Here is a 17,803-nt window from a genome sequence, read left to right on the forward strand (position 1 = left end):
GAGCGCGAAGAACGGGCCGGGCCCCTCGCCCGGAGCGCGCGGGCGGCGTCAGCCGGGCCACCGCCAGTCGGCGACCTCCGGCAGGTCCGTGCCGTGCTCGCGGATCCAGTCGTGGTGCCGGGCGCGCACATCCTCCATGGCCTGCCGCACCCCGGTGGCCCGCACGGCCAGGCCGGGCACCCGGTCGATGACGTCCATCACGAGCCGGTAGCGGTCCAGGTCGTTGCGGACGACCATGTCGAACGGCGTGGTCGTCGTGCCCATCTCCTTGTAGCCGCGCACATGCAGATTCGCGTGGCCGGGCCGCCGGTAGGCGAGGCGGTGGATCAGCCAGGGATAGCCGTGGTACGCGAAGATCACCGGCCGGTCCGGGGTGATGAGGGCGGTGAAGTCGCGGTCGGTCATGCCGTGCGGGTGGTCCTCGCGCGGCATCAGGCGGGTCATGTCGACGACGTTGACGACGCGTACGGCCAGCTCGGGCAGGTGCTCGCGGAGCAGGCTCGCCGCGGCCAGCGCCTCCTGCGTCGGAACGTCGCCGGCGCAGGCGAGGACGGCGTCGGGCCCCTCGCCCGGACGCTCGGTCCCCGCCCACTCCCATACGCCCGCGCCGCGCGCGCAGTGCGCCCGGGCCTGTTCCAGATCGAGCCAGTCGAACGTCGGCTGCTTCCCGGCGACCACGACGTTGACGGCGTCCCGGGTGCGCAGCACGTGATCGGCCACGCAGAGCAGCGTGTTGGCGTCCGGCGGCAGATACGCGCGTACGGCGTGCGGGCTCTTGTTGAGGATGTGGTCGATGAAGCCCGGGTCCTGATGGGAGAAGCCGTTGTGGTCCTGGCGCCATACATGCGAGGTCAGCAGGTAGTTGAAGCCCGGCACCGGAGCCCGCCAGGGGACCGCGCGGGCGCTGTCGATCCACTTCACGTGCTGGGCGGCCATGGAGGCGACGATGTGCGCGAACGCCTCGTAGGAGGAGAACAGCCCGTGCCGCCCGGTGAGCACATAGCCCTCCAGCCACCCCTGGCACAGATGCTCGGAGAGCACCTCCATCACCCGTCCGTGCGGCCCCAGATGCTCATCCGTCGGGAGCGTCTCCGCCTGCCACGCCTTGTCCGTCGCCGCGTACAGGTCCTGCAGCCGGTTGGAAGCGGTCTCGTCCGCGCCCATCACCCGGAAGTCACGGCGGAGGGCGGTGTCGGCCATCACCTGGCGCAGCAGTGCGCCGAGCACCCGGGTCGGCTCGTGCGACTGGTCGCCGGGCTTGTCGAGCGGCACGGCGAAGCGCTTCAGATCGGGCAGCGGCAGCTCCCTCACGAGCCGGCCGCCGTTGGCGTGCGGATTGGCGCCGAGCCTGCGGTCGCCCGAGGGCACGCAGGCCAGCACCTCCGGTCGCGGGCGGCCGTCGGGGTCGAAGAGTTCGTCCGGCGCGTAACCGCGAAGCCAGCTCTCCAACTGCCGCCGGTGGTCGGCGTTCTCCCGTACGCCCGCCAGCGGCACCTGGTGTGCGCGCCAAGTGCCCTCGACCGGCAGCCCGTCCACCTCGGCCGGGCCGGTCCAGCCCTTCGGGGTGCGCAGCACGATCATCGGCCAGCGGGGACGCCGCCTCTCGCCGTCCACGCGGGCCGCCCGCTGATGGCCGGCGATACGGTCGAGGGCGAGGTCCATGGCGGCGGCCATGTCCTGGTGGACGCGGGCCGGGTCGTCGCCCTGGACGTGCAGCGGCTCGTGGCCGTAGCCGCGCAGCAGTGAGTCGAGCTCGTCCTGGGGCAGGCGCGCCAGCACGGCGGGGTTGGCGATCTTGTAGCCGTTGAGGTGCAGGATCGGCAGCACCGCACCGTCGTGCACCGGGTCGAGGAATTTGTTCGCGTGCCAGGACGCGGCGAGCGGCCCCGTCTCGGCCTCGCCGTCGCCGATCACGCAGGCGGCCAGCAACTGGGGGTTGTCGAGCGCCGCGCCATAGGCGTGCGCGAGGGAGTAGCCCAGCTCACCGCCTTCGTGAAAGGACCCGGGGACCTCCGGCGCGGCATGGCTCGGCACCCCGCCGGGGAAGGAGAACTGCCGGAAGAGCCGGGCCATCCCGGCGGCGTCCCGGCCGAGATCCGGGTCGACATCGCCGTACGAACCGTCCAGCCAGGCCCCCGCCAGCACGGCCGGACCGCCGTGCCCGGGGCCCCACACGCAGACCGCGTCGAGGTCGCGGGCCGTGATCACCCGGTTGAGATGGGTGTAGACGAGGTTGAGGCCGGGGCAGGTGCCCCAGTGCCCCAGCAGCCGGGGCTTGATGTGCTCGGGCCGCAACTCCTCGCGGAGCAGGGGGTTCCCGGTGAGGTACAGCTGACAGGCGGCCAGGTAGTTCAGGGCGCGCCAGTGTGCCAGCAACTGGTCGAGTTCGTCCGCGTCGAGCGGCGTACGCGTCTCCATGAACAGCCCTTCGTCGGGTACGGGCGTACGGGCCGTCTCCCCTCCATGTGCCGGGCCATGCGCGGCCGGGCGGAGTCGTCGGCCCCGCTTCAGGAGGCGCGGCGGGACGATTTCTTGGCGGCGGCCGTCTTCGCGGACTTGGCGGTGGCCTTCTTCGCCGTGCTCTTCTTGGCCCCGCTGCTTTTCGCCGTGGTCTTCGCCGCGGGGCTCTTCGCGCTGTCCTTCGCCGTGCTCTTCTTCGCGGCGGTCTTCTTGGCGGCCCCGGTGGATCGGGCGGACTCGGCGGTTCTACGGGCCGTCCGCCCGCCCCTCTCACCCCTGCCGCCCTTATCCCCCCTATCTTCCTTGTCGTCCTTGTCCGCCCGGTCGATGGATGCCTGGAGGGCGGACATGAGGTCGATGACGTTGTCCGGTGCGGCGGTGGTGTCCGACGTGGCGGTGGCCGTCTTCTTGTCCAGCCGGGCGGTGACCAGCTCGTCGAGTGCGCGCTGGTACTCGTCCTCCAGCTCTTCGAGGTCGAAGTCCTCCGAAAGGGTGTCCATGAGGCTCGTCGCCATCTTCAGCTCCTGCGGCCGCGCGGTCACGGAGTCGGGCGGGGCGAGACCGGCGCTGTCGCGGATCTCGTCGGGCCAGTACATGGTGTGCACCATCATGAGGTCGCCCTGGACGCGCAGCAGGGCCAGCGACTCCCGGGTCCGAATCGTGATCTTGCTGATGGCGACCCGGTCCGTCTTCTTCAGCGTCTCGCGCAGCAGGACGTAGGGCTTGTCGGCGGCGCCGCTGTCGGGGGCCAGGTAATAGGAGCGCGCCAGTTGCAGCGGCGTGATCTTGTCGGCGTCCACGAAGGCGAGCACGTCGATGAGGTTCTTGCTGGGGAGCGGAAGGTCGGCCAGGTCGTCCTTGGTCAGGATCGCGGTACGGCCCTCGTCGTCCTCGTACCCCTTGGCGATGTGCTCGTAGCCGACCTCCTCCCCGCACACGGAGCACACGCTCCTGCGGCGGATGCGCCCGCCGTCCTTGTCGTGCACCTCGTGGAGCCTGACACCGTGGTCCTCGGTGGCCGCGTACAGCTTGACCGGCACGGATACCAGCCCGAAACCAATCGCCCCTTTCCACATGGTTCGCATAATTTTGTACCTCCATGGGGAATTTCCACACTATGCCCACATCGCCGGACCGGCAGGCCGTGGAGTTCGACGGCCACCGCCTCGCCCTGACCCACCTGGACCGCGTGGTATTTCCCGCCTCGGGACACACCAAGGCCCAGCTGCTGCACTACTACGCCACGATCGCCGACGCGATGGTGGCGCACACCGCCGACCGCCCCGCCTCCTTCGTCCGCGCCCCGGAAGGCCCCGCGGGGCAGTCCTGGTACGCCAAGAACCCGCCCGGCGGCACCCCCGACTGGGTGCGCCTGGTGCCCGTACCCGGCAAGGAAGGGCCCGTCGACCACATCACCGTCGACTCCACCGCCACACTGGTGGCGATGGCGAACCTCGGCGCGTACGAGTTCCATGTGCCGCAATGGACGGGCACGGCGGGACCGGACGGCCACGACCGCCTCGTACTCGACCTCGACCCCGGCCCCGGCACGGACCTGGTGGTGTGCTGCCGGGTCGCGCTGCGGTTGCGGCAGCTCCTCGCCGACGACGGGCTGACCGCTTGCCCCGTGGTCTCCGGCTCGAAGGGGATGCACCTCTACGCGCCCCTGCACCCGGCGGCGGGCCGGGCCGTGAGCGCGTACGCCAAAGAGCTCGCCACCCGGATGGAGGACGAACACTCCGGGTTGGTCGTCGTGACGATGGCGCGCGAGGCGCGTGCCGGGAAAGTGTTCATCGACTGGTCGCAGAACACCACGGCGAAGACGACGGCCGCGCCGTACACGCTGCGGCTGCGCGACCACCCGCACATCGCGACGCCGGTCGACTGGGACGAGGTCGAGAACTGCCGCGCGCCGCAGGATCTCGCCTTCACGCCGGAACAGGTGCTGGACCGGGTGGCCGACCGCGGCGACCTGCTGGCGCCGCTTACCGACGAGGGGGTGCGGGGACGGCTGCCGTGAGCTGTCCCTGAGCTGCCGTGAGGCCGTCGGACCTGTGCTGACCAGGCCATACGCCGTTCGGGGGACAAGGCCGCCAACCGCGTGTGAACCGTACCGGACCGGGCGAGATCTCGGCCATGGCCAGCCAGTCCCCGCCCCTGCCCCGGATCGCCCCCATGCTCGCGACGGCGGGGCACTTGCCGGTCCCGGGGGCGGTGGAGCGGTGGGCGGCGGAAACGAAGTACGACGGTCAGCGGAGCGTTCTGTATCTGCCGGGGGACGGCTCGGTGGAGCTGAGGGCCCGCTCCGGCGCCGACATCACCGGCGCCTACCCGGAGCTGGGCGCCCTGGGCGGCGCTCTCGGAGACGTCCCCGCCGTACTGGACGGGGAGATCGTCGCGCTCGACGGCCGGGGCCGCCCGGACTTCGAGCGGCTGCAGCCCCGGATGGCGCTGTCCGGATCGCCGGCCAAGGCCGCTCGGCTGGCGCGGGACGTCCCGGTTCAGCTGATCCTCTTCGACGTCATGTTCCTCGACGGCCGCGACCTGACGAGGCTCCCGTACGCCGAGCGCCGCCGGCTGCTGGAGCGGCTGGACCTGCGGGGTCCGCACTGGTCGACGCCGGCCGCGGTCGTCGGCCACGCCCAACAGGCGCTGGACGCCACCCGCGAACGCGGCCTGGAGGGCGTGGTGCTCAAACGGACCGACTCCGGGTACGAGCCCGGGGTCCGCTCGCGCGCGTGGATCAAGATCCGGCACGTGCGCACACTGGACGCGATCGTCGGCGGATGGGTGCCGGGCCGGGGTCGGCTGGCCGGGCTCCCGGGGGCGCTGCTCGTAGGACAGCGCCAGGACGGCGGCGCGCTGCGCTATCTGGGCAGCGTGGGAACCGGGTGGAGCGAGCGCGAACGCGCCGCCATCGCCGACCTGCTGCGGATCTCCGCGATCGACGACTGCCCCTTCGACACCGTGCCGCCGGTGGCCGGCGCCCGATGGGTGTTGCCGCGCCTGGTCGGCGAGATCGGGTACGCGACCCGCACCCGCGCCGGGCTCCTGCGGCATCCGTCATGGCATCGGATGCGGCCCGATCTGGCTCCTGAGGACATCGGCTGACGCCCGAGGACATCGGCTGATCTCCGGCGGAGTCCGGGCGGGCCGACTGCCGACTACCCGCCGTGCGCTTCCTGCTCCTGCTCTGGTCCGCACGGCGGCGTACGGACGGCGGCGTACGTACGCGCGTACCGTCACGGCGATTCGATCGCGGCCCTCAGCACGTCGTCTGTCTCGTCGATGGCGGCCGTGAGCGCCTTCGACTCCGGGACCAGGGCGGCCAGGATCCGGTCGACGCCGCGCAGCCCCGCCCGGTCCAGCAGTGTCTTCTCGTTGGTGACCCACTCGCCCCGCGCCGCCAGCACCGCGTGCGCCGCCTGGCAGGCGGCGGTGGCGATGGCGCCCGCGCAATCGGTGAGGCGGCCGTGCTCGGCATGGGCGGAACGGGCGTACGCGAGGGTCAGCTGAGCCGTGCCCCACCAGCGCTCGGTGGCCTGGCGCCGCAGGGCCGCGGGGTATTCGGGGCGGGGCAGCTCTCCGTGGAGCACCTTGTTGACGGCCAGTTCGGCGACGACCAAGTACGTCGGGATTCCGGCGAGATGGAACATGAGCCGCTCGATGCCGAACCGCCCCTCGCGGGCCTCGGCCAACTGATGCTCGACATCGTCGAGATCGCGGTAGTGCACGTCCACGTCGCGTTCGCCGATCTTGAGCCAGGCGCCGCCGTTGAACACCCCGCCGCCCCACTCGCCGATCTCGGAGACCTCTCCGGGCCAGCCGAGCGCGCGCAGGCTCTCGGGCGAGAACTCTTCCCGGTAGTAGACGGCGAAGTCCCAGTCGCTGTCGGGCCGGTGGGTACCGGTGGCCCGCGACCCTCCCAGAGCGACCGCCCGCACGCCGGGCAGGCTCGCGAACTGGTCGGTGAGGCGTTCCGCGAAGGCTTTGTCGTCGTCCGAGTGCATGGGGGAGAGGGTAGCGGCGGGCCGGAGCGCACCGCCGGCCGGATGCGTCGTACGGCGATGGCGGTGGCCCAGGAGTGACACGCGCTGTCATGCGGACGCTGTCGCGGCGGCGCGGCCCGGCTCGGCGCGTTCTCCGGCATCGGCCAGCCCTCGGTATCTGCGGGGAGGCCGAACAAGGTGAGGTCCGAGGTGTCCGGCAGGTGCTTCAGCCGCTCACCGACGATACGGATGACCAGCCGGTGCACTTACCCCAGATGCAGGACCAGATCCGCCACCGACCAGCCGGGACAGGCCGCTACCAGGGGCGACGTACCCATACCGGCCGCCCGGCGGGCGGCGGCCTCGAACGCCAGGGCCTCGTGGTGAAAGAGGGGGACGCGATCCATGACCTCACTGTCCCACTCGCCCGCGGAACCCGATACGGGCAGCGCCGCCGCGCGCCGTCCGGCAGGCCGTTCACCGAAGCCGTTCACCGAAGGCGACGCGGGACGGTCATGGTGTCCGCCGGTTACGGGTCCAGTCCAGGAGTTGGCGGGCGGTCCAGGTGTTGATGACGCGCTCGGCGGGGATACCGCACGCCTCGGCCCGGGCGCAGCCGAGGATCTGCCAGTCCAGCTGGCCCGGCGCGTGGGCGTCGCTGTCGATCGCGAACAGGACCCCGGCGTCCAGGGCCTGGCGGATCAGACGCAGCGGCGGATCGAGACGGTCCGGCCGGCTGTTGATCTCGACCGCGGTGCCGAATCTGGCGCAGGCCGCGAACACCATCGCCGCGTCGAACCGCGACTCGGGACGCCCCTTGCCGGCCACGAGCCGCCCGGTGCAGTGCCCGAGTACGTCCACCAGCGGGCTGGCGACGGCCGCCACCAGCCGCCGCGTCATCGCCTCCTCCTCCATCCGGAGCTTGGAATGCGCGGAGGCCACGACCACGTCCAAGCGGTCCAGGAGGTCTGACTCCTGGTCCAGGGAGCCGTCGGCGAGGATGTCGCACTCGATGCCGGTCAGCAGCCGAAAGCCCTTGCCGAGCCGCCGGTCGACCTCGTGCACGGCCTCGACCTGTTCCCGCAACCGCTCGGAGGTCAGCCCGTTCGCGATCCGCAGCCTGGGGGAGTGGTCGGTCAGCACGGCCCACTGGTGGCCCACCGACCTCGCGCCACGGGCCATCGCCTCGATGGGGCTGCCGCCGTCCGACCAGTCCGAGTGCAGATGGCAGTCGCCGCGCAGCGCGCCTCGCAGGGCGGTGCCGCCCTCCGCGAGCGGCGCCTCGGCCTCTTCCTCCAGCCGGGCCAGATACTCCGGTACGTCACCCGCGAGCGCCTCGGCCACCACCCGCGCGGTCTTGGGACCGATGCCCGTCAGCTCGGTCAGCGTCCCGGACGCGGCACGCTCCGCCGGCTCCCCTGACGGCAGTGCGGCGATGACTTCTGACGCCGTACGGAACGCCTGTACCCGGTACGTGGGGGCCTGCGCGCGCTCCAGCAGGAACGCGATACGGTCCAGCGCCTCCACCGGCTCCATCGCTCACCCGCTCACCGCGTCGTCGGCGTGCCGGCCACCAGGCATGCCGCCCCGTCGGACCTCGTTCCCCGAGGTCATGACCATGATCCGGCCAGGGCGCCCACTCGGCAACAGCGGCACCGGGGCCGGTGGCAGCAGGGTCCGCGGCGATGGCGGCGGCGGATCAGGTCGGCTTGCCGCCGCCCCGGCCCCCGGCCCGCCGGACCTCCAGTCCGTCCAGCAGCTTCCGAGTCGCCTCGGCCACCGCGTCGACGGCCTCGTCGAACACGCCCCGATTGTGAGCGGCGGGCGCGCGGAACCCGGAGACCTTACGTACGTACTGCAACGCCGCCGCCCGGATGTCCTCGTCGCTGACATCCGGGGTGATGGGCGGGCGGAGGGTTTTGATGCTGCGGCACATGCGCTCAGCGTAGAGCGGGGGCGTCGGCAGGGCACGCGGTCGTAAGCGTCGTAAACCTGGCATGTCCGCGCCCCTGTGCGTGTTATTGCCGGGGTCCCGGGGGGCATCACCTGAGTGACGAGGCGTCATCGCGCACCGCCGGCCACCTGCGCCGCCCGTCCTCCTCCCCCCACGACACAGGAGCAGTACGTGATCCACGCTACGCCCATGCCCGGAGACATCGGGCTCACCCGGATATCCGGTACCACCGGGAAGCTGATCCGCTTCGGCCAGTGGCTGAACGGCAACGGATTCGCCGACTACGAACACGCCTTCCTCGTCCTGCCCGACGAACGGCTGCTGGAAGCCGAACCCGGCGGCGCCCGCATCAAGCCCCTCTCGGAGTACGACAGTTCGACCGTCGTGTACACCTGCCCCGCGGACCTGACCGAAGAGCAGCGCGGGGCCGTGTGCGAGGCGAGCGGCCGGTACGTCGGAGTGGAGTACAGCTTCCTCGACTTCCTGGCCATCGCCACGCACCGCGTCCATCTGCCGGTTCCCGGGCTGCGCCGTTACGTGGCCAGCACGAAGCACATGATCTGCTCCCAGCTCGTCGACCAGTGCTATCAGGACGCCGGAGCGCACCTGTTCGCCGACCGGCGCTGGTCGGGCTATGTCACGCCGGGGGCGCTGTACACCCTCCTGGCCGGAGAGAACGCCCACGACGCCGCCCACGACGAGGCGCCGGACGAGGAGCGCCGAGCCGCGTAGGGCGCGCGGTCGCAGCGTGTTCAGCACACCTGACCGGTACGGAGCGCGAGCGCCCGGAGGCAGGGCCCGGGCCCGGCGGCTGTCGCGCCGGGCCCCTGCCACCGCTGCTCGGTCTGCTCGCCCGCGCGGGCGTCCCCCTCAGCGGAGCGCCGGGAGACGACCCGTCAAGACCCATCAAGACCCGCCAAGACCTGTCAGGCAGGGACGATGGAGATGCCGTCGTCCTCGATCTCGCCGTTGGTGTCGCACCACGCGGTGGAGACGCCGGACTTGTTGGCCTTGATGACATTGCCCAAGTGCGTGTAGTGGTTGCCATTGCCGAAGCACTTGATGGAGATCCTCCACTTGCTGCCCATCGCGTCGCAGCTGGCGTAGGCGCCCTTGTGCCCCGCGCTCCCATCGATGCGGGAAACTCCGCAGCTCAGCGCGCGGGCGGAGGACGCCGGCGCGCTGATGACGACGAGTCCGCCGGCTGCGACGACGAGTGATACGGCGGTGGCGGCGAGACGACGAGGGGTCTGCATGGAGGTTCCTTCGGTCGAGTGGCGCGCTGAAGTCGACGAGATCTTGGCATGGGGCCGCTCCGACGGACCCGCGCCAAATGCGCCAACCTTTACGGTGCGTAATCGGCCATTCCGCATTTCTCGTGGCTGCCACGGCGCCGTGGGATCATGGGCAGGTACCCGCGCCGGTACGCGGGTGACCCGCCGACCCGCGCACCAGCCGGCGCCCCGGCCCCGGCGGGGGCCCGCCGCCCGCCGCCGACCACTCTCAAGGAACCCTCGTGCAGCTCACCTACAGTGACGTCAAGCAGGCCGCCGACCGTGTCGCGGGGCACATCCGGCCCGTCACCGTCGCGCGTGCCGACGCCTGTGGCGCACCCGCCGGCGAGCCCTTCCGGCTGTGGCTCGCCCTCGAATTCATGCAGCACACAGGGTCGTTCAAGGCGCGGGGCGCCGCCAACTTCCTCGCGGCGCACCGGGAGGCCGGCACCCTCCCCGACGCGGGCGTCACCATAGCCTCCGGCGGCAACGCAGGGCTCGCCTGCGCCTGGGCGGCCCAGCGGTACGGCGTACGGGCCACCGTCTTCCTGCCCGAGACCGCCCCGGCGGTCAAGGTCGCCAGGCTCCGCGGCTACCAGGCCGATGTGCGACTCGTCGGGACCCAGTACGCGGAGGCCGCCGAAGCCTGCCAGGAGTTCGCCGCCACCACGGGGGCGCTCCTCTCGCACGCCTACGACCACCCGCTGATCGCCGCCGGAGCCGGCACGCTCCTCGATGAGATCCACCACCGGATACCCGGCCTGGACACCGTGGTGGTCGCGGTCGGCGGCGGCGGGCTGTTCTCCGGCGTCGCCTCCGCCGCCGAGCACCATGGGCTGCGCACCGTCGCCGTCGAACCCGAACGCTGCCGCGCCCTGAACGCGGCCCTGGAGGCCGGGCGGATCGTCGACGTCGACGTGGACTCGGTCGCCTCGGACTCCCTGGGGGCCCGGCGCGCCTCCCAGACGGCCCTCGATGCCGCCCGGGGCGGCGACGTGCGCTCGGTGCTCGTGCCCGACGCCGAAATCGTCCGCGCCCGCCAGGCCCTCTGGGACGGCCGGCGGCTCGCCGTCGAACACGCCGCGGCCACCGCCCTCGCCGCCCTCGGCGCGCCCCGGGGATATACCCCGGCCGCCGGTGAGACCGTCGCCGTCATCCTCTGCGGCGCCAATACGGACCCGGCCGACCTGACGCCCGAGGGCCGGCTCCCCGCCACCACGGAGTGACCGTCCGGTCCATAGGAATTCCGGCCAGGACGGTACTTACCCCTTCGAACGGATTGACCAAGCCCCTGCCACCTGGCATTCCGTGGTCATATGCCGAAGGAGCGCGGGGGAATTCTCGGATTCATGCCCCAACGAGCCCTGAAATCAGGTTCATTGGGGACGGGAGTCCCGCGCTCTCCCGCTGACGTCAACGTCTGTTCAAGGGCGCAGAGCGGCGGTGACATGGAACGAGGTGCCTCGTGACCGCGGACCGGGTCCGTTCCCTCTCGCTCTGTACTGTGGCGCGGTCTGCCGCCGACGGCATACGGAGGCCCACGCTCCGGCGGTCGAGCGCCGGAGAACGGCTGGTCGGGGCCCGTACGGTCGGGTGCCGCGCGGTCCGTGCGGGCGGCCCGGACGGCACCGAGGGACGGCCGTGACCGGTGATGTCGACCTGCCCGCGGCCGGCGGTGTGCCGTCGCGGCGGCCCAGCCGACGACTGGAGATCTCCTTTGAGGCGTTCCACGAATTCCACGCCCGCAAATGGCTGGAATACGCCCGTCTGCATACCGGTGACGCACTCGTCGCGGAGAAACTCACCCAGGCCGTCTACCGGCAACTGGCCGACCAATGGGCGCATGTCCTGCTCCAGCCCTCGGTGGACTCCTATGCCTGGACGGTGTTCAAGGAGCACATCGCCGAGTGGTTCCTGAACAGCGGCCGCAGCACGGCCGCGGCGCAGGCCGCCGCCCTCGCGGCCGTCACTCACGCGCTGCTGCGGAAGTACGGGCAGCAACTCGTTCTGCTGGAAGGTCGCGGGGGCTCGGACAGTGCGCTCTCCCGGCTTCCCGAGCGGCAATGTGACGTGGTGGTGCTGCGGTTTGTGATCGGTTATTCGGACGACCGGATCGGTGCTCTCCTGAACGTGGACGAGACCGTTGTCCGCTCTCATGTGCGGCACGCGAAACGCAGAATCGTCGCCGAATCCGGGATGGCGCAAGGCCCGTACGAGGAACGCTGACCGTACGGCGCGGAATGCGCCGGAATTCGGCGGCCCTCGGATTCCCGGGCCGCCCCGGAGACGTCACGGTGCCCTCACTCGAAGGGGGAGCGCCGCGCGGTGGTCAGGGCCGTACGCGCCGGGCGATGTCCGAGAGGACCGTACGGGCCGCGGTCGGACCGGCGTTGAGGTACCACGGATCGTCATCCACCTGTATCGCGTGCCCCGCCTTCACCGCTTTCAGATTCTTCCACAGCGGGTTGGACAGATAGGCGTTGGCGTGTGTCCTGTCGCGCTGCCCTTGGATCGAATAGAAGATCCAGTCCCCGTCCATCTCCGGAATCCGCTCGCCGCTGAGGTCCTGGGAGATGCCGTCGAAGCGCTGGGCCGCGGCGCGGCCGAGTCCCATGTCGTCGGTGACGGTATTGGTGAAGGAGGATGCGCCGAACATGCGGACGCGGTCCGGGTTGAAGCGCACCATCGAGACGGCCACGTTCCTGCCGCCCAGTTTCTTCCCCTGACGCGCGGCATCGCCCTCGAAGTCGGAGAGGTCCCTTTCCGCCTCGGACCGCTTGCCGACACTGTCCCCGACGGTGCGCAGGTCGTCTTTCCAATTGACGCCCCGCCCCTTGGTGACCACGGTCGGGGCGATTTTGGCGAGGGTGGGGTAGAGCGCGCCCTGGGTGTTGTTGATGAGGATCAGGTCGGGCTTGGCGGCGGCGAGCTTTTCGAGGTTCGGAGAGCTGCGGGTGCCGACATCGGCCATCGTGCCGAGGGCGTCCGACTGCTTGGGGAACGCGCGGCGCAGATAGTCGGGGACGAGACCGGCGTGATCGGCCCGGGTGGTGGCCACCGGCACCACGCCGAGCGTCAGGAGGTCGTCGAGCTGCCCGGTGCTGAGGGCGGCTACGCGCTTGGGCCGGGACTTGATCGTGGTCCCGCCCTGGAAGTGCGTGACGGTTCGCGGGAACGCGCCGTCCGCCCGCGACGAGCCCCGCGCCGCGCCGGTGGCCCCGGAGCCGTCGGCGGAGCAGCCGGTCAGGGCGGTGGCTCCGCCGACGGCGAGGAGCAGGACGGGCAGGGGGAGCAGACGGTTGACGCGCACGGGCACTCCATTGGCTTAGGTAAGCCTGACCTTAGTCAATGGAGTGTGCGCCTCCGGAACCGGGGGAGGGGACGGACGAGCCCAGCCCCGGACCGCTCACGCCGGAGGCCGTGAGGGCGACTCGTCCACCGGCTCGCCGTGCCACGAGTGCCACAGGGCGGCGTACGCGCCACCGCCCGCCACCAGATCGTCATGCGTCCCCAGCTCGGTCAGCCGCCCCTCGTCCATCACGGCCACGCGGTCCGCGTCATGGGCCGTATGCAGCCGGTGCGCGATGCTGATGACGGTCCGGCCTTCGAGCACGGCGGCCAGCGCCCGTTCCGTATGGCGCGCCACCGTCGGATCCAGCAGGGCGGTGGCCTCGTCGAGTACGAGCGTGTGCGGATCGGCCAGGACGACGCGGGCCAGGGCCAGCTGCTGGGACCGCGCCCCGTCCGGCCGGTTCCCGCCGGCGCCCAAGTCCGTGTCCAGACCGTCCGGCAGCTCCGCCGCCCACTCGGCGCCGACGGCGGCGAGCGCCGCGTGCAGCTCCGCGTCGGTGGCGCGGTCCGCGGCGATCAGCAGATTGTCCCGTACCGAGCCGATGAAGACGTGGTGTTCCTGGGTGACGAGCATGACGTGCTCGCGCAGCCGGCCGGGGGCCAGTCCGGCGATCGGGACGCCGCCCACCGTCACGGTCCCGGCGCCCGGCGCCTCCACGCCCGCCAGCAGTTTGCCCAGCGTCGACTTCCCCGCCCCGGAGGGGCCGACCAGCGCCAACCGCTCGCCGGGCCGCACCGTCAGATCGACCCCGCGCAGGATATCGCCGCCGCCGTCATAGGCGTAGCGCGCGCCGGTCACCTGGATCCGGTCGTCGGCGGGGGCGGGGGAGGCGTCCTGCGCCGGTCGCGGGGCCCGGGCCAGGCCCTCGACCCTGGCGAAGGAGGCACCGCTGCTCTGCAGCTGCTCCACCCACAGCAGGACCGTGTCCAGCGGCGTGGACAACTGCCGCAAGTACAGCGCCGAGGCGACGACCGTGCCCAGATTCACCGCGCCGTGAGCGTGCAGCACGCCGCCGATCAGCAGGACGCCGACCGGGGGAAGCACGTACGAGACGTCCACGGCGGGGAGGAGCACCGTGCGCAGGGCCAGCGTCCGGGTCCGGGTGGCACGGCACCGCTCGATGGCCTCCTGGCACGCGATCAGCCGACGCTCCCGCAAGCCGAGGGCCTCGACCGTACGCGCGCCCGAGGCGGTGGCCGCGAGCACCTCCGCCAGCGCCGAGTTGGCCGCGCCCTCATCGAGATAGGCGGAGCGCGCCCGGCGCAGATACCAGCGGGTGGCGAACCGGATGCCGATCAGCGCGAGCACCCCGCACACGCCGAGGACGGGTTCGAGGACGAAGACCGCGCCGAGGATGAACAGCGCCTCGGCCGCGGCGACGAACACCTCGGGCGCGGCGTCACGCATGGCGGTGCCGACGCCCGCGACGTCGGTGGTGCCACGGGCCGTCAGGTCGCCCGTTCCGGCCCGCTCCACGACCGAGGCGGGCAGCGCGAGCGCCCGGTCGACGAACCGCTCGCGGACGCGCGCCGAGGTCCGTTCGCCGAAGCGGTGCCCGACGCGGCGGGCGTAGCGCGCCAGGACGAGCTGGGCCAGGGCGAAGACCAGGATGGCGAGCGCGTACCGGTCCACGGTCCGCACCCCCTCACCGGCACCGACCGCGTTGACGATGCGGCCGAGCAGCCATGGGCCGACGAGCCCGGCGGCAGCGGCCAGCGCGTTGAGGGCGAGCATGGCGGCGAAGGCCCGCCTGTCCACCTTGATCAGCCGGAACGCGGACCGGCGCACCTGGGCCGGTTCGGCGACGGGCAGTTGGCCGGGCGGCCCGTCCGTCGGGTCGGGGCCGGCCGGTGTGGCGGGGGCGGTCGTCATCGAGCGGCCTCCTGCGACCGAGGGGCGGATGATCCGTGATCTGTGTCCGTACGGCTGTCGCCGCCTTGGGCGGCCCTGGCGTCGGCGCGGTCCGCGCCGCCTGCGCGGTCCGCGCCGCCCGTCCCGTCCGGGCCGGGCGCGGGGTCCGGGAAGCCTCCGCCCCGCCCGACCAGCGAGCGGTAGCCCGCGTTCTCGCGCAGCAGCTCCCCATGGGTGCCGACGGCGGCGACGCGGCCGTCCTCCAGGTAGTACACGGTGTCCGCCCGGTCCAGCAGGAGCGGGGAGGTGCCGGTGACGACCGTGGTCCGGCCGGCGCGGAACGCGCGCAGCCCGTCGGCGACGGCCGCCTCGGTGTGCGCGTCGACCGCGGAAGTCGGTTCGACGGCCATCAGTACCTCGGGTTCGGCCAGCAGCGCGCGGGCCAGCCGGACGCGCTGCCGCTGGCCGCCGGAGAGGTTGCGGCCCTGCGCGTCGATGTGCGAGTCGAGCCCTTTCGGCAGGCCGAGGACGATGTCCTGTGCGGCGGCGGCGCGCAGGGCCCGGCCGACGGCCGTCCTGTCGAGTGCGTGGGGCCCGTCGCCCTCACCGGGTGCGTCAGGTTCACCGGATGCGGCGGGGTCCGCTCGGCCCGCGACGACCTCGCGCAGCGTTCCCGCGAACAGATCGGCCTCGTTGTCCGCCACCAGGATCCGCGCGCGGACCTGTGGCAGGTCGACGTCCCCGAGGCGTACGTCCCCCCAGACCGCCGCCGAATCGGCGAACCGGCCGAGGCGTTCGACCACGGCCGCGGACTCCGACGGCCTGGTGCTGACCAGCGCGGTCAGCCTCCCGGGCGCCACGTCGACACCGGAGTCGGGATCACGCAGCACGGACGGCGCCCCGGGACCGTCCACCGCGGCCCCGCTGCCCGCGGAATCGGGCTCCATGTCCAGGAGGCGGATGACGCGCCGGGCCGCGACCAGCCCGCGGCTGAGGTCGTAACCGCCCTCGATGAAGGACGACACCGGCACCACCAGGACCGCGGCATAGCCGTAGACCGCCACGAGTTCGCCCACGCTGATCGTGCCCTGAGCGGCCATCCGAGCCGCGAGCCAGGTCACGGCGGCGAGGAACAGCGTCGGCAGCCCGATGCCGAGGGCCTGGATCCAGCTCGTCACCGACCCGACCCGGTACCCCTCGGCCTGGAGCGCCCGTGAGCCCTGCCGGTAGCGCCCGGCGAAGACCTCCTTGCCGCCGAGGCCGTTCAGGACCCGCAGGCCCCCGGCGAGATCCACGAAGCGGGCGGCGAGGGCGCCCTGGTGCTCCCGGTACGCGGCCTCCGTGCCCTGCAGCCGTTCCAGCAGCGGACCGAGCACCACCGCGAGCAGCGGCACGCCGAGCAGCACCACGATGGCGAGCAGCCAGGAGACGGACAGCAGCAGCGCGGCGACGACGATGTACGCGAGGACCGCGCCGACGCCCGGACCGGTGATGGTCAGGGTCTGGCTGATGCCCTGGACGTCGCCCATCCCGATGGTGAGGATCTCTCCGGCGGTCATCCGGCGGGGCAGGGAGGCGCCCAGCCGCGTCGTCTGGAGCGCCACGACCTGCACGGTGCGGAAGGCGGCGTCCATCCGGATCCTGGTCATGGTGCGGTGCCGCATGATGGCCAGCCAGGCGTTCAGGACCCCCACGCCCAGCAGCGCGGCCGCCCAGCCGGCCAGTACGTCGGCCCGGCCCGGCCGCAGCCCGTCGTCGATCGCGCGGGAGAGGACGTACGGCGGCAGCGTCAGGCAGACCATCCAAAGGCTGCCCAACAGCGCACCCGCGGCGACCCGATGACGCTGGCTGGCGACCAGCCACCACAGGTACCGGCCGGCGCTACGGCGGTCAGGTGTGCCCGGATTCATCATCGAATCTGTCATCTGCCGAACTTTAATGAGCATCGGAAGCAAATGGCCATAAGAGATTGGCCGGGGAGCTGTCAGGGAACAACAAGAAGAGCACGCGAGGGGCGCGCGGGCGCTGCGAGAGCGCCCACAAGAAGAGGAGCACGGCCGGGCCTTCGAGGCGTATCCGCCTTTATCCCGAGTACGTCTTGCGAAACCTTTGATGCTGTCCCTCGTACGAGGGACAGTGCTCTCGCTCTGGCGCGGGGCCAACACCGATACTGCGATAGCGAGTTGTCGCTGTCCGCAACCTTGGAGGAGACCGGCATGCTTCACGGCATTGACGTCAGCAGTTACCAGAGCGAGAAATACCCGGTAGACGACATCGACTTCGCGTTCGTCAAGGTGACCGAGGGCACCTCGTACACGAACCCGAAGTGGGTGGTTCAGCGCGACCGGGCCCGTAAGGCCGGGCTCGTCGTCGGCTATTACCACTTCGGCAGCGCGGGCTCCATGTCCGCTCAGGGAGATTACTTCCTCGGAAAAATCAAGCTGAGGGCCGGGGACATCCTGGCTTTCGACTGGGAGAGCACCAGCGTCACGTGCGCGGAAAAGGACGCCTGGCTCTCCCATGTGAAGCGCAAGGCGCCCGGGCACAAGGTCGTTCTCTACTGCAACCGCGATTACTGGCTGCACCGGGACACCACCAGCGAGGCCGGCGACGGGCTGTGGATCGCGGACCCGGAACACGCGGCCGGGCACCCCGCGGTCAAACACCCGTGGACCTTCCACCAGTACAGTTCCGCGGGCAATCTGGACCGGGACGTAGCGAATTTCGCCGACATGGACGCGCTGCGATCCTGGGCCGGGGCGCCGAGCGCGGCGGCCGATGCCGACGAGGCGCCGCCTGAGGGCGAGCCCGTGTCGGGGTGAGTGAGGAGGGCCCCGCCCGCGCTGTCCGGCAGGGCCCACCTTCCGTGCCGCCGAAAGTGCCGCCGAGTGCGCTGCTGGTCGCGCCGTCGAGTGCGCCGGCA

General features: G+C 71.8%; 16 protein-coding genes. 6 read left to right on the forward strand and 10 right to left on the reverse strand.

Translation table 11 applies throughout. The features are described from left to right. Positions 1–48: 48 nt before the first annotated feature. Entirely contained in the window at positions 49–2,418 is a 2,370-nt protein-coding gene (locus AC07AB_RS11600) for a phosphoketolase family protein (RefSeq protein WP_478563847.1), read from the reverse strand. An 89-nt stretch (positions 2,419–2,507) separates the two neighbouring features. After that, the gene (ku, locus tag AC07AB_RS11605; protein WP_478563850.1) at positions 2,508–3,545 is read right to left on the reverse strand and encodes a non-homologous end joining protein Ku; all 1,038 of its coding nucleotides are present in this window, start codon (positions 3,543–3,545) and stop codon (positions 2,508–2,510) included. Positions 3,546–3,577: 32 nt separating this feature from the next. On the opposite strand from ku, the gene ligD reads away from it, so the two are divergent. Together ligD and AC07AB_RS11615 are read left to right on the forward strand one after the other, a co-directional pair. Further along, on the forward strand, positions 3,578–4,480 hold the full coding sequence (ligD, locus tag AC07AB_RS11610) for a non-homologous end-joining DNA ligase (protein ID WP_478563853.1): 903 nt from the start codon (positions 3,578–3,580) through the stop codon (positions 4,478–4,480). 116 nt (positions 4,481–4,596) lie between these two features. Next, a complete protein-coding gene (locus tag AC07AB_RS11615) occupies positions 4,597–5,571 on the forward strand; it encodes an ATP-dependent DNA ligase (protein ID WP_478564694.1) in 975 nt (324 codons plus the stop codon). Between the two features lie 131 nt (positions 5,572–5,702). On the opposite strand, the gene AC07AB_RS11620 is transcribed toward AC07AB_RS11615, so the two are convergent. The 4 genes from AC07AB_RS11620 to AC07AB_RS11635 form a co-directional block, all read right to left on the reverse strand. Beyond that, positions 5,703–6,470, reverse strand: a complete 768-nt coding sequence (locus AC07AB_RS11620; RefSeq protein ID WP_478563855.1) for a nucleotidyltransferase domain-containing protein — start codon at positions 6,468–6,470, stop codon at positions 5,703–5,705. A 245-nt stretch (positions 6,471–6,715) separates the two neighbouring features. After that, positions 6,716–6,856: a hypothetical protein gene (locus AC07AB_RS11625; protein WP_478563857.1), complete on the reverse strand. Its 141-nt coding sequence runs from the start codon at positions 6,854–6,856 to the stop codon at positions 6,716–6,718. Positions 6,857–6,962: 106 nt separating this feature from the next. After that, on the reverse strand, positions 6,963–7,985 hold the full coding sequence (locus AC07AB_RS11630) for a PHP domain-containing protein (protein ID WP_478563859.1): 1,023 nt from the start codon (positions 7,983–7,985) through the stop codon (positions 6,963–6,965). A 163-nt stretch (positions 7,986–8,148) separates the two neighbouring features. Then, positions 8,149–8,385 (reverse strand): DUF2277 domain-containing protein, encoded by a 237-nt coding sequence (locus AC07AB_RS11635; protein ID WP_478563861.1) that lies wholly within the window; start codon positions 8,383–8,385, stop codon positions 8,149–8,151. Between the two features lie 207 nt (positions 8,386–8,592). Here AC07AB_RS11635 and AC07AB_RS11640 point away from each other — a divergent pair, with 207 nt between their 5' ends. Next, the gene (locus AC07AB_RS11640; protein WP_478563863.1) at positions 8,593–9,135 is read left to right on the forward strand and encodes a hypothetical protein; all 543 of its coding nucleotides are present in this window, start codon (positions 8,593–8,595) and stop codon (positions 9,133–9,135) included. Positions 9,136–9,329: 194 nt separating this feature from the next. On the opposite strand, the gene AC07AB_RS11645 is transcribed toward AC07AB_RS11640, so the two are convergent. Continuing rightward, the gene (locus AC07AB_RS11645; protein ID WP_478563865.1) at positions 9,330–9,659 is read right to left on the reverse strand and encodes a hypothetical protein; all 330 of its coding nucleotides are present in this window, start codon (positions 9,657–9,659) and stop codon (positions 9,330–9,332) included. Positions 9,660–9,919: 260 nt separating this feature from the next. On the opposite strand from AC07AB_RS11645, the gene AC07AB_RS11650 reads away from it, so the two are divergent. Together AC07AB_RS11650 and AC07AB_RS11655 are read left to right on the forward strand one after the other, a co-directional pair. Further along, the gene (locus AC07AB_RS11650; RefSeq protein WP_478563867.1) at positions 9,920–10,903 is read left to right on the forward strand and encodes a threonine/serine dehydratase; all 984 of its coding nucleotides are present in this window, start codon (positions 9,920–9,922) and stop codon (positions 10,901–10,903) included. A gap of 415 nt (positions 10,904–11,318) precedes the next feature. After that, the gene (locus tag AC07AB_RS11655; RefSeq protein ID WP_478563869.1) at positions 11,319–11,903 is read left to right on the forward strand and encodes a sigma-70 family RNA polymerase sigma factor; all 585 of its coding nucleotides are present in this window, start codon (positions 11,319–11,321) and stop codon (positions 11,901–11,903) included. A gap of 103 nt (positions 11,904–12,006) precedes the next feature. Here AC07AB_RS11655 and AC07AB_RS11660 read toward each other — a convergent pair whose 3' ends face one another. From AC07AB_RS11660 to AC07AB_RS11670, 3 genes are all read right to left on the reverse strand, one after another. Further along, a complete protein-coding gene (locus AC07AB_RS11660) occupies positions 12,007–12,987 on the reverse strand; it encodes an ABC transporter substrate-binding protein (RefSeq protein WP_478563871.1) in 981 nt (326 codons plus the stop codon). Between the two features lie 96 nt (positions 12,988–13,083). After that, positions 13,084–14,901 (reverse strand): ABC transporter ATP-binding protein, encoded by a 1,818-nt coding sequence (locus AC07AB_RS11665; protein ID WP_478563873.1) that lies wholly within the window; start codon positions 14,899–14,901, stop codon positions 13,084–13,086. After that, positions 14,898–16,805: an ABC transporter ATP-binding protein gene (locus AC07AB_RS11670; RefSeq protein ID WP_478563875.1), complete on the reverse strand. Its 1,908-nt coding sequence runs from the start codon at positions 16,803–16,805 to the stop codon at positions 14,898–14,900. The genes AC07AB_RS11665 and AC07AB_RS11670 overlap by 4 nt, the downstream gene beginning before the upstream one ends. A 291-nt stretch (positions 16,806–17,096) precedes the next feature. On the opposite strand from AC07AB_RS11670, the gene AC07AB_RS11675 reads away from it, so the two are divergent. Next, positions 17,097–17,702 carry a glycoside hydrolase family 25 protein gene (locus tag AC07AB_RS11675; protein ID WP_478563878.1) on the forward strand — a complete coding sequence of 202 codons (606 nt, stop codon included), beginning with the start codon at positions 17,097–17,099 and terminating at the stop codon, positions 17,700–17,702. The last annotated feature ends 101 nt before the right edge of the window (positions 17,703–17,803 follow it).

The organism is Streptomyces sp. NPDC044033 (assembly GCF_056434425.1).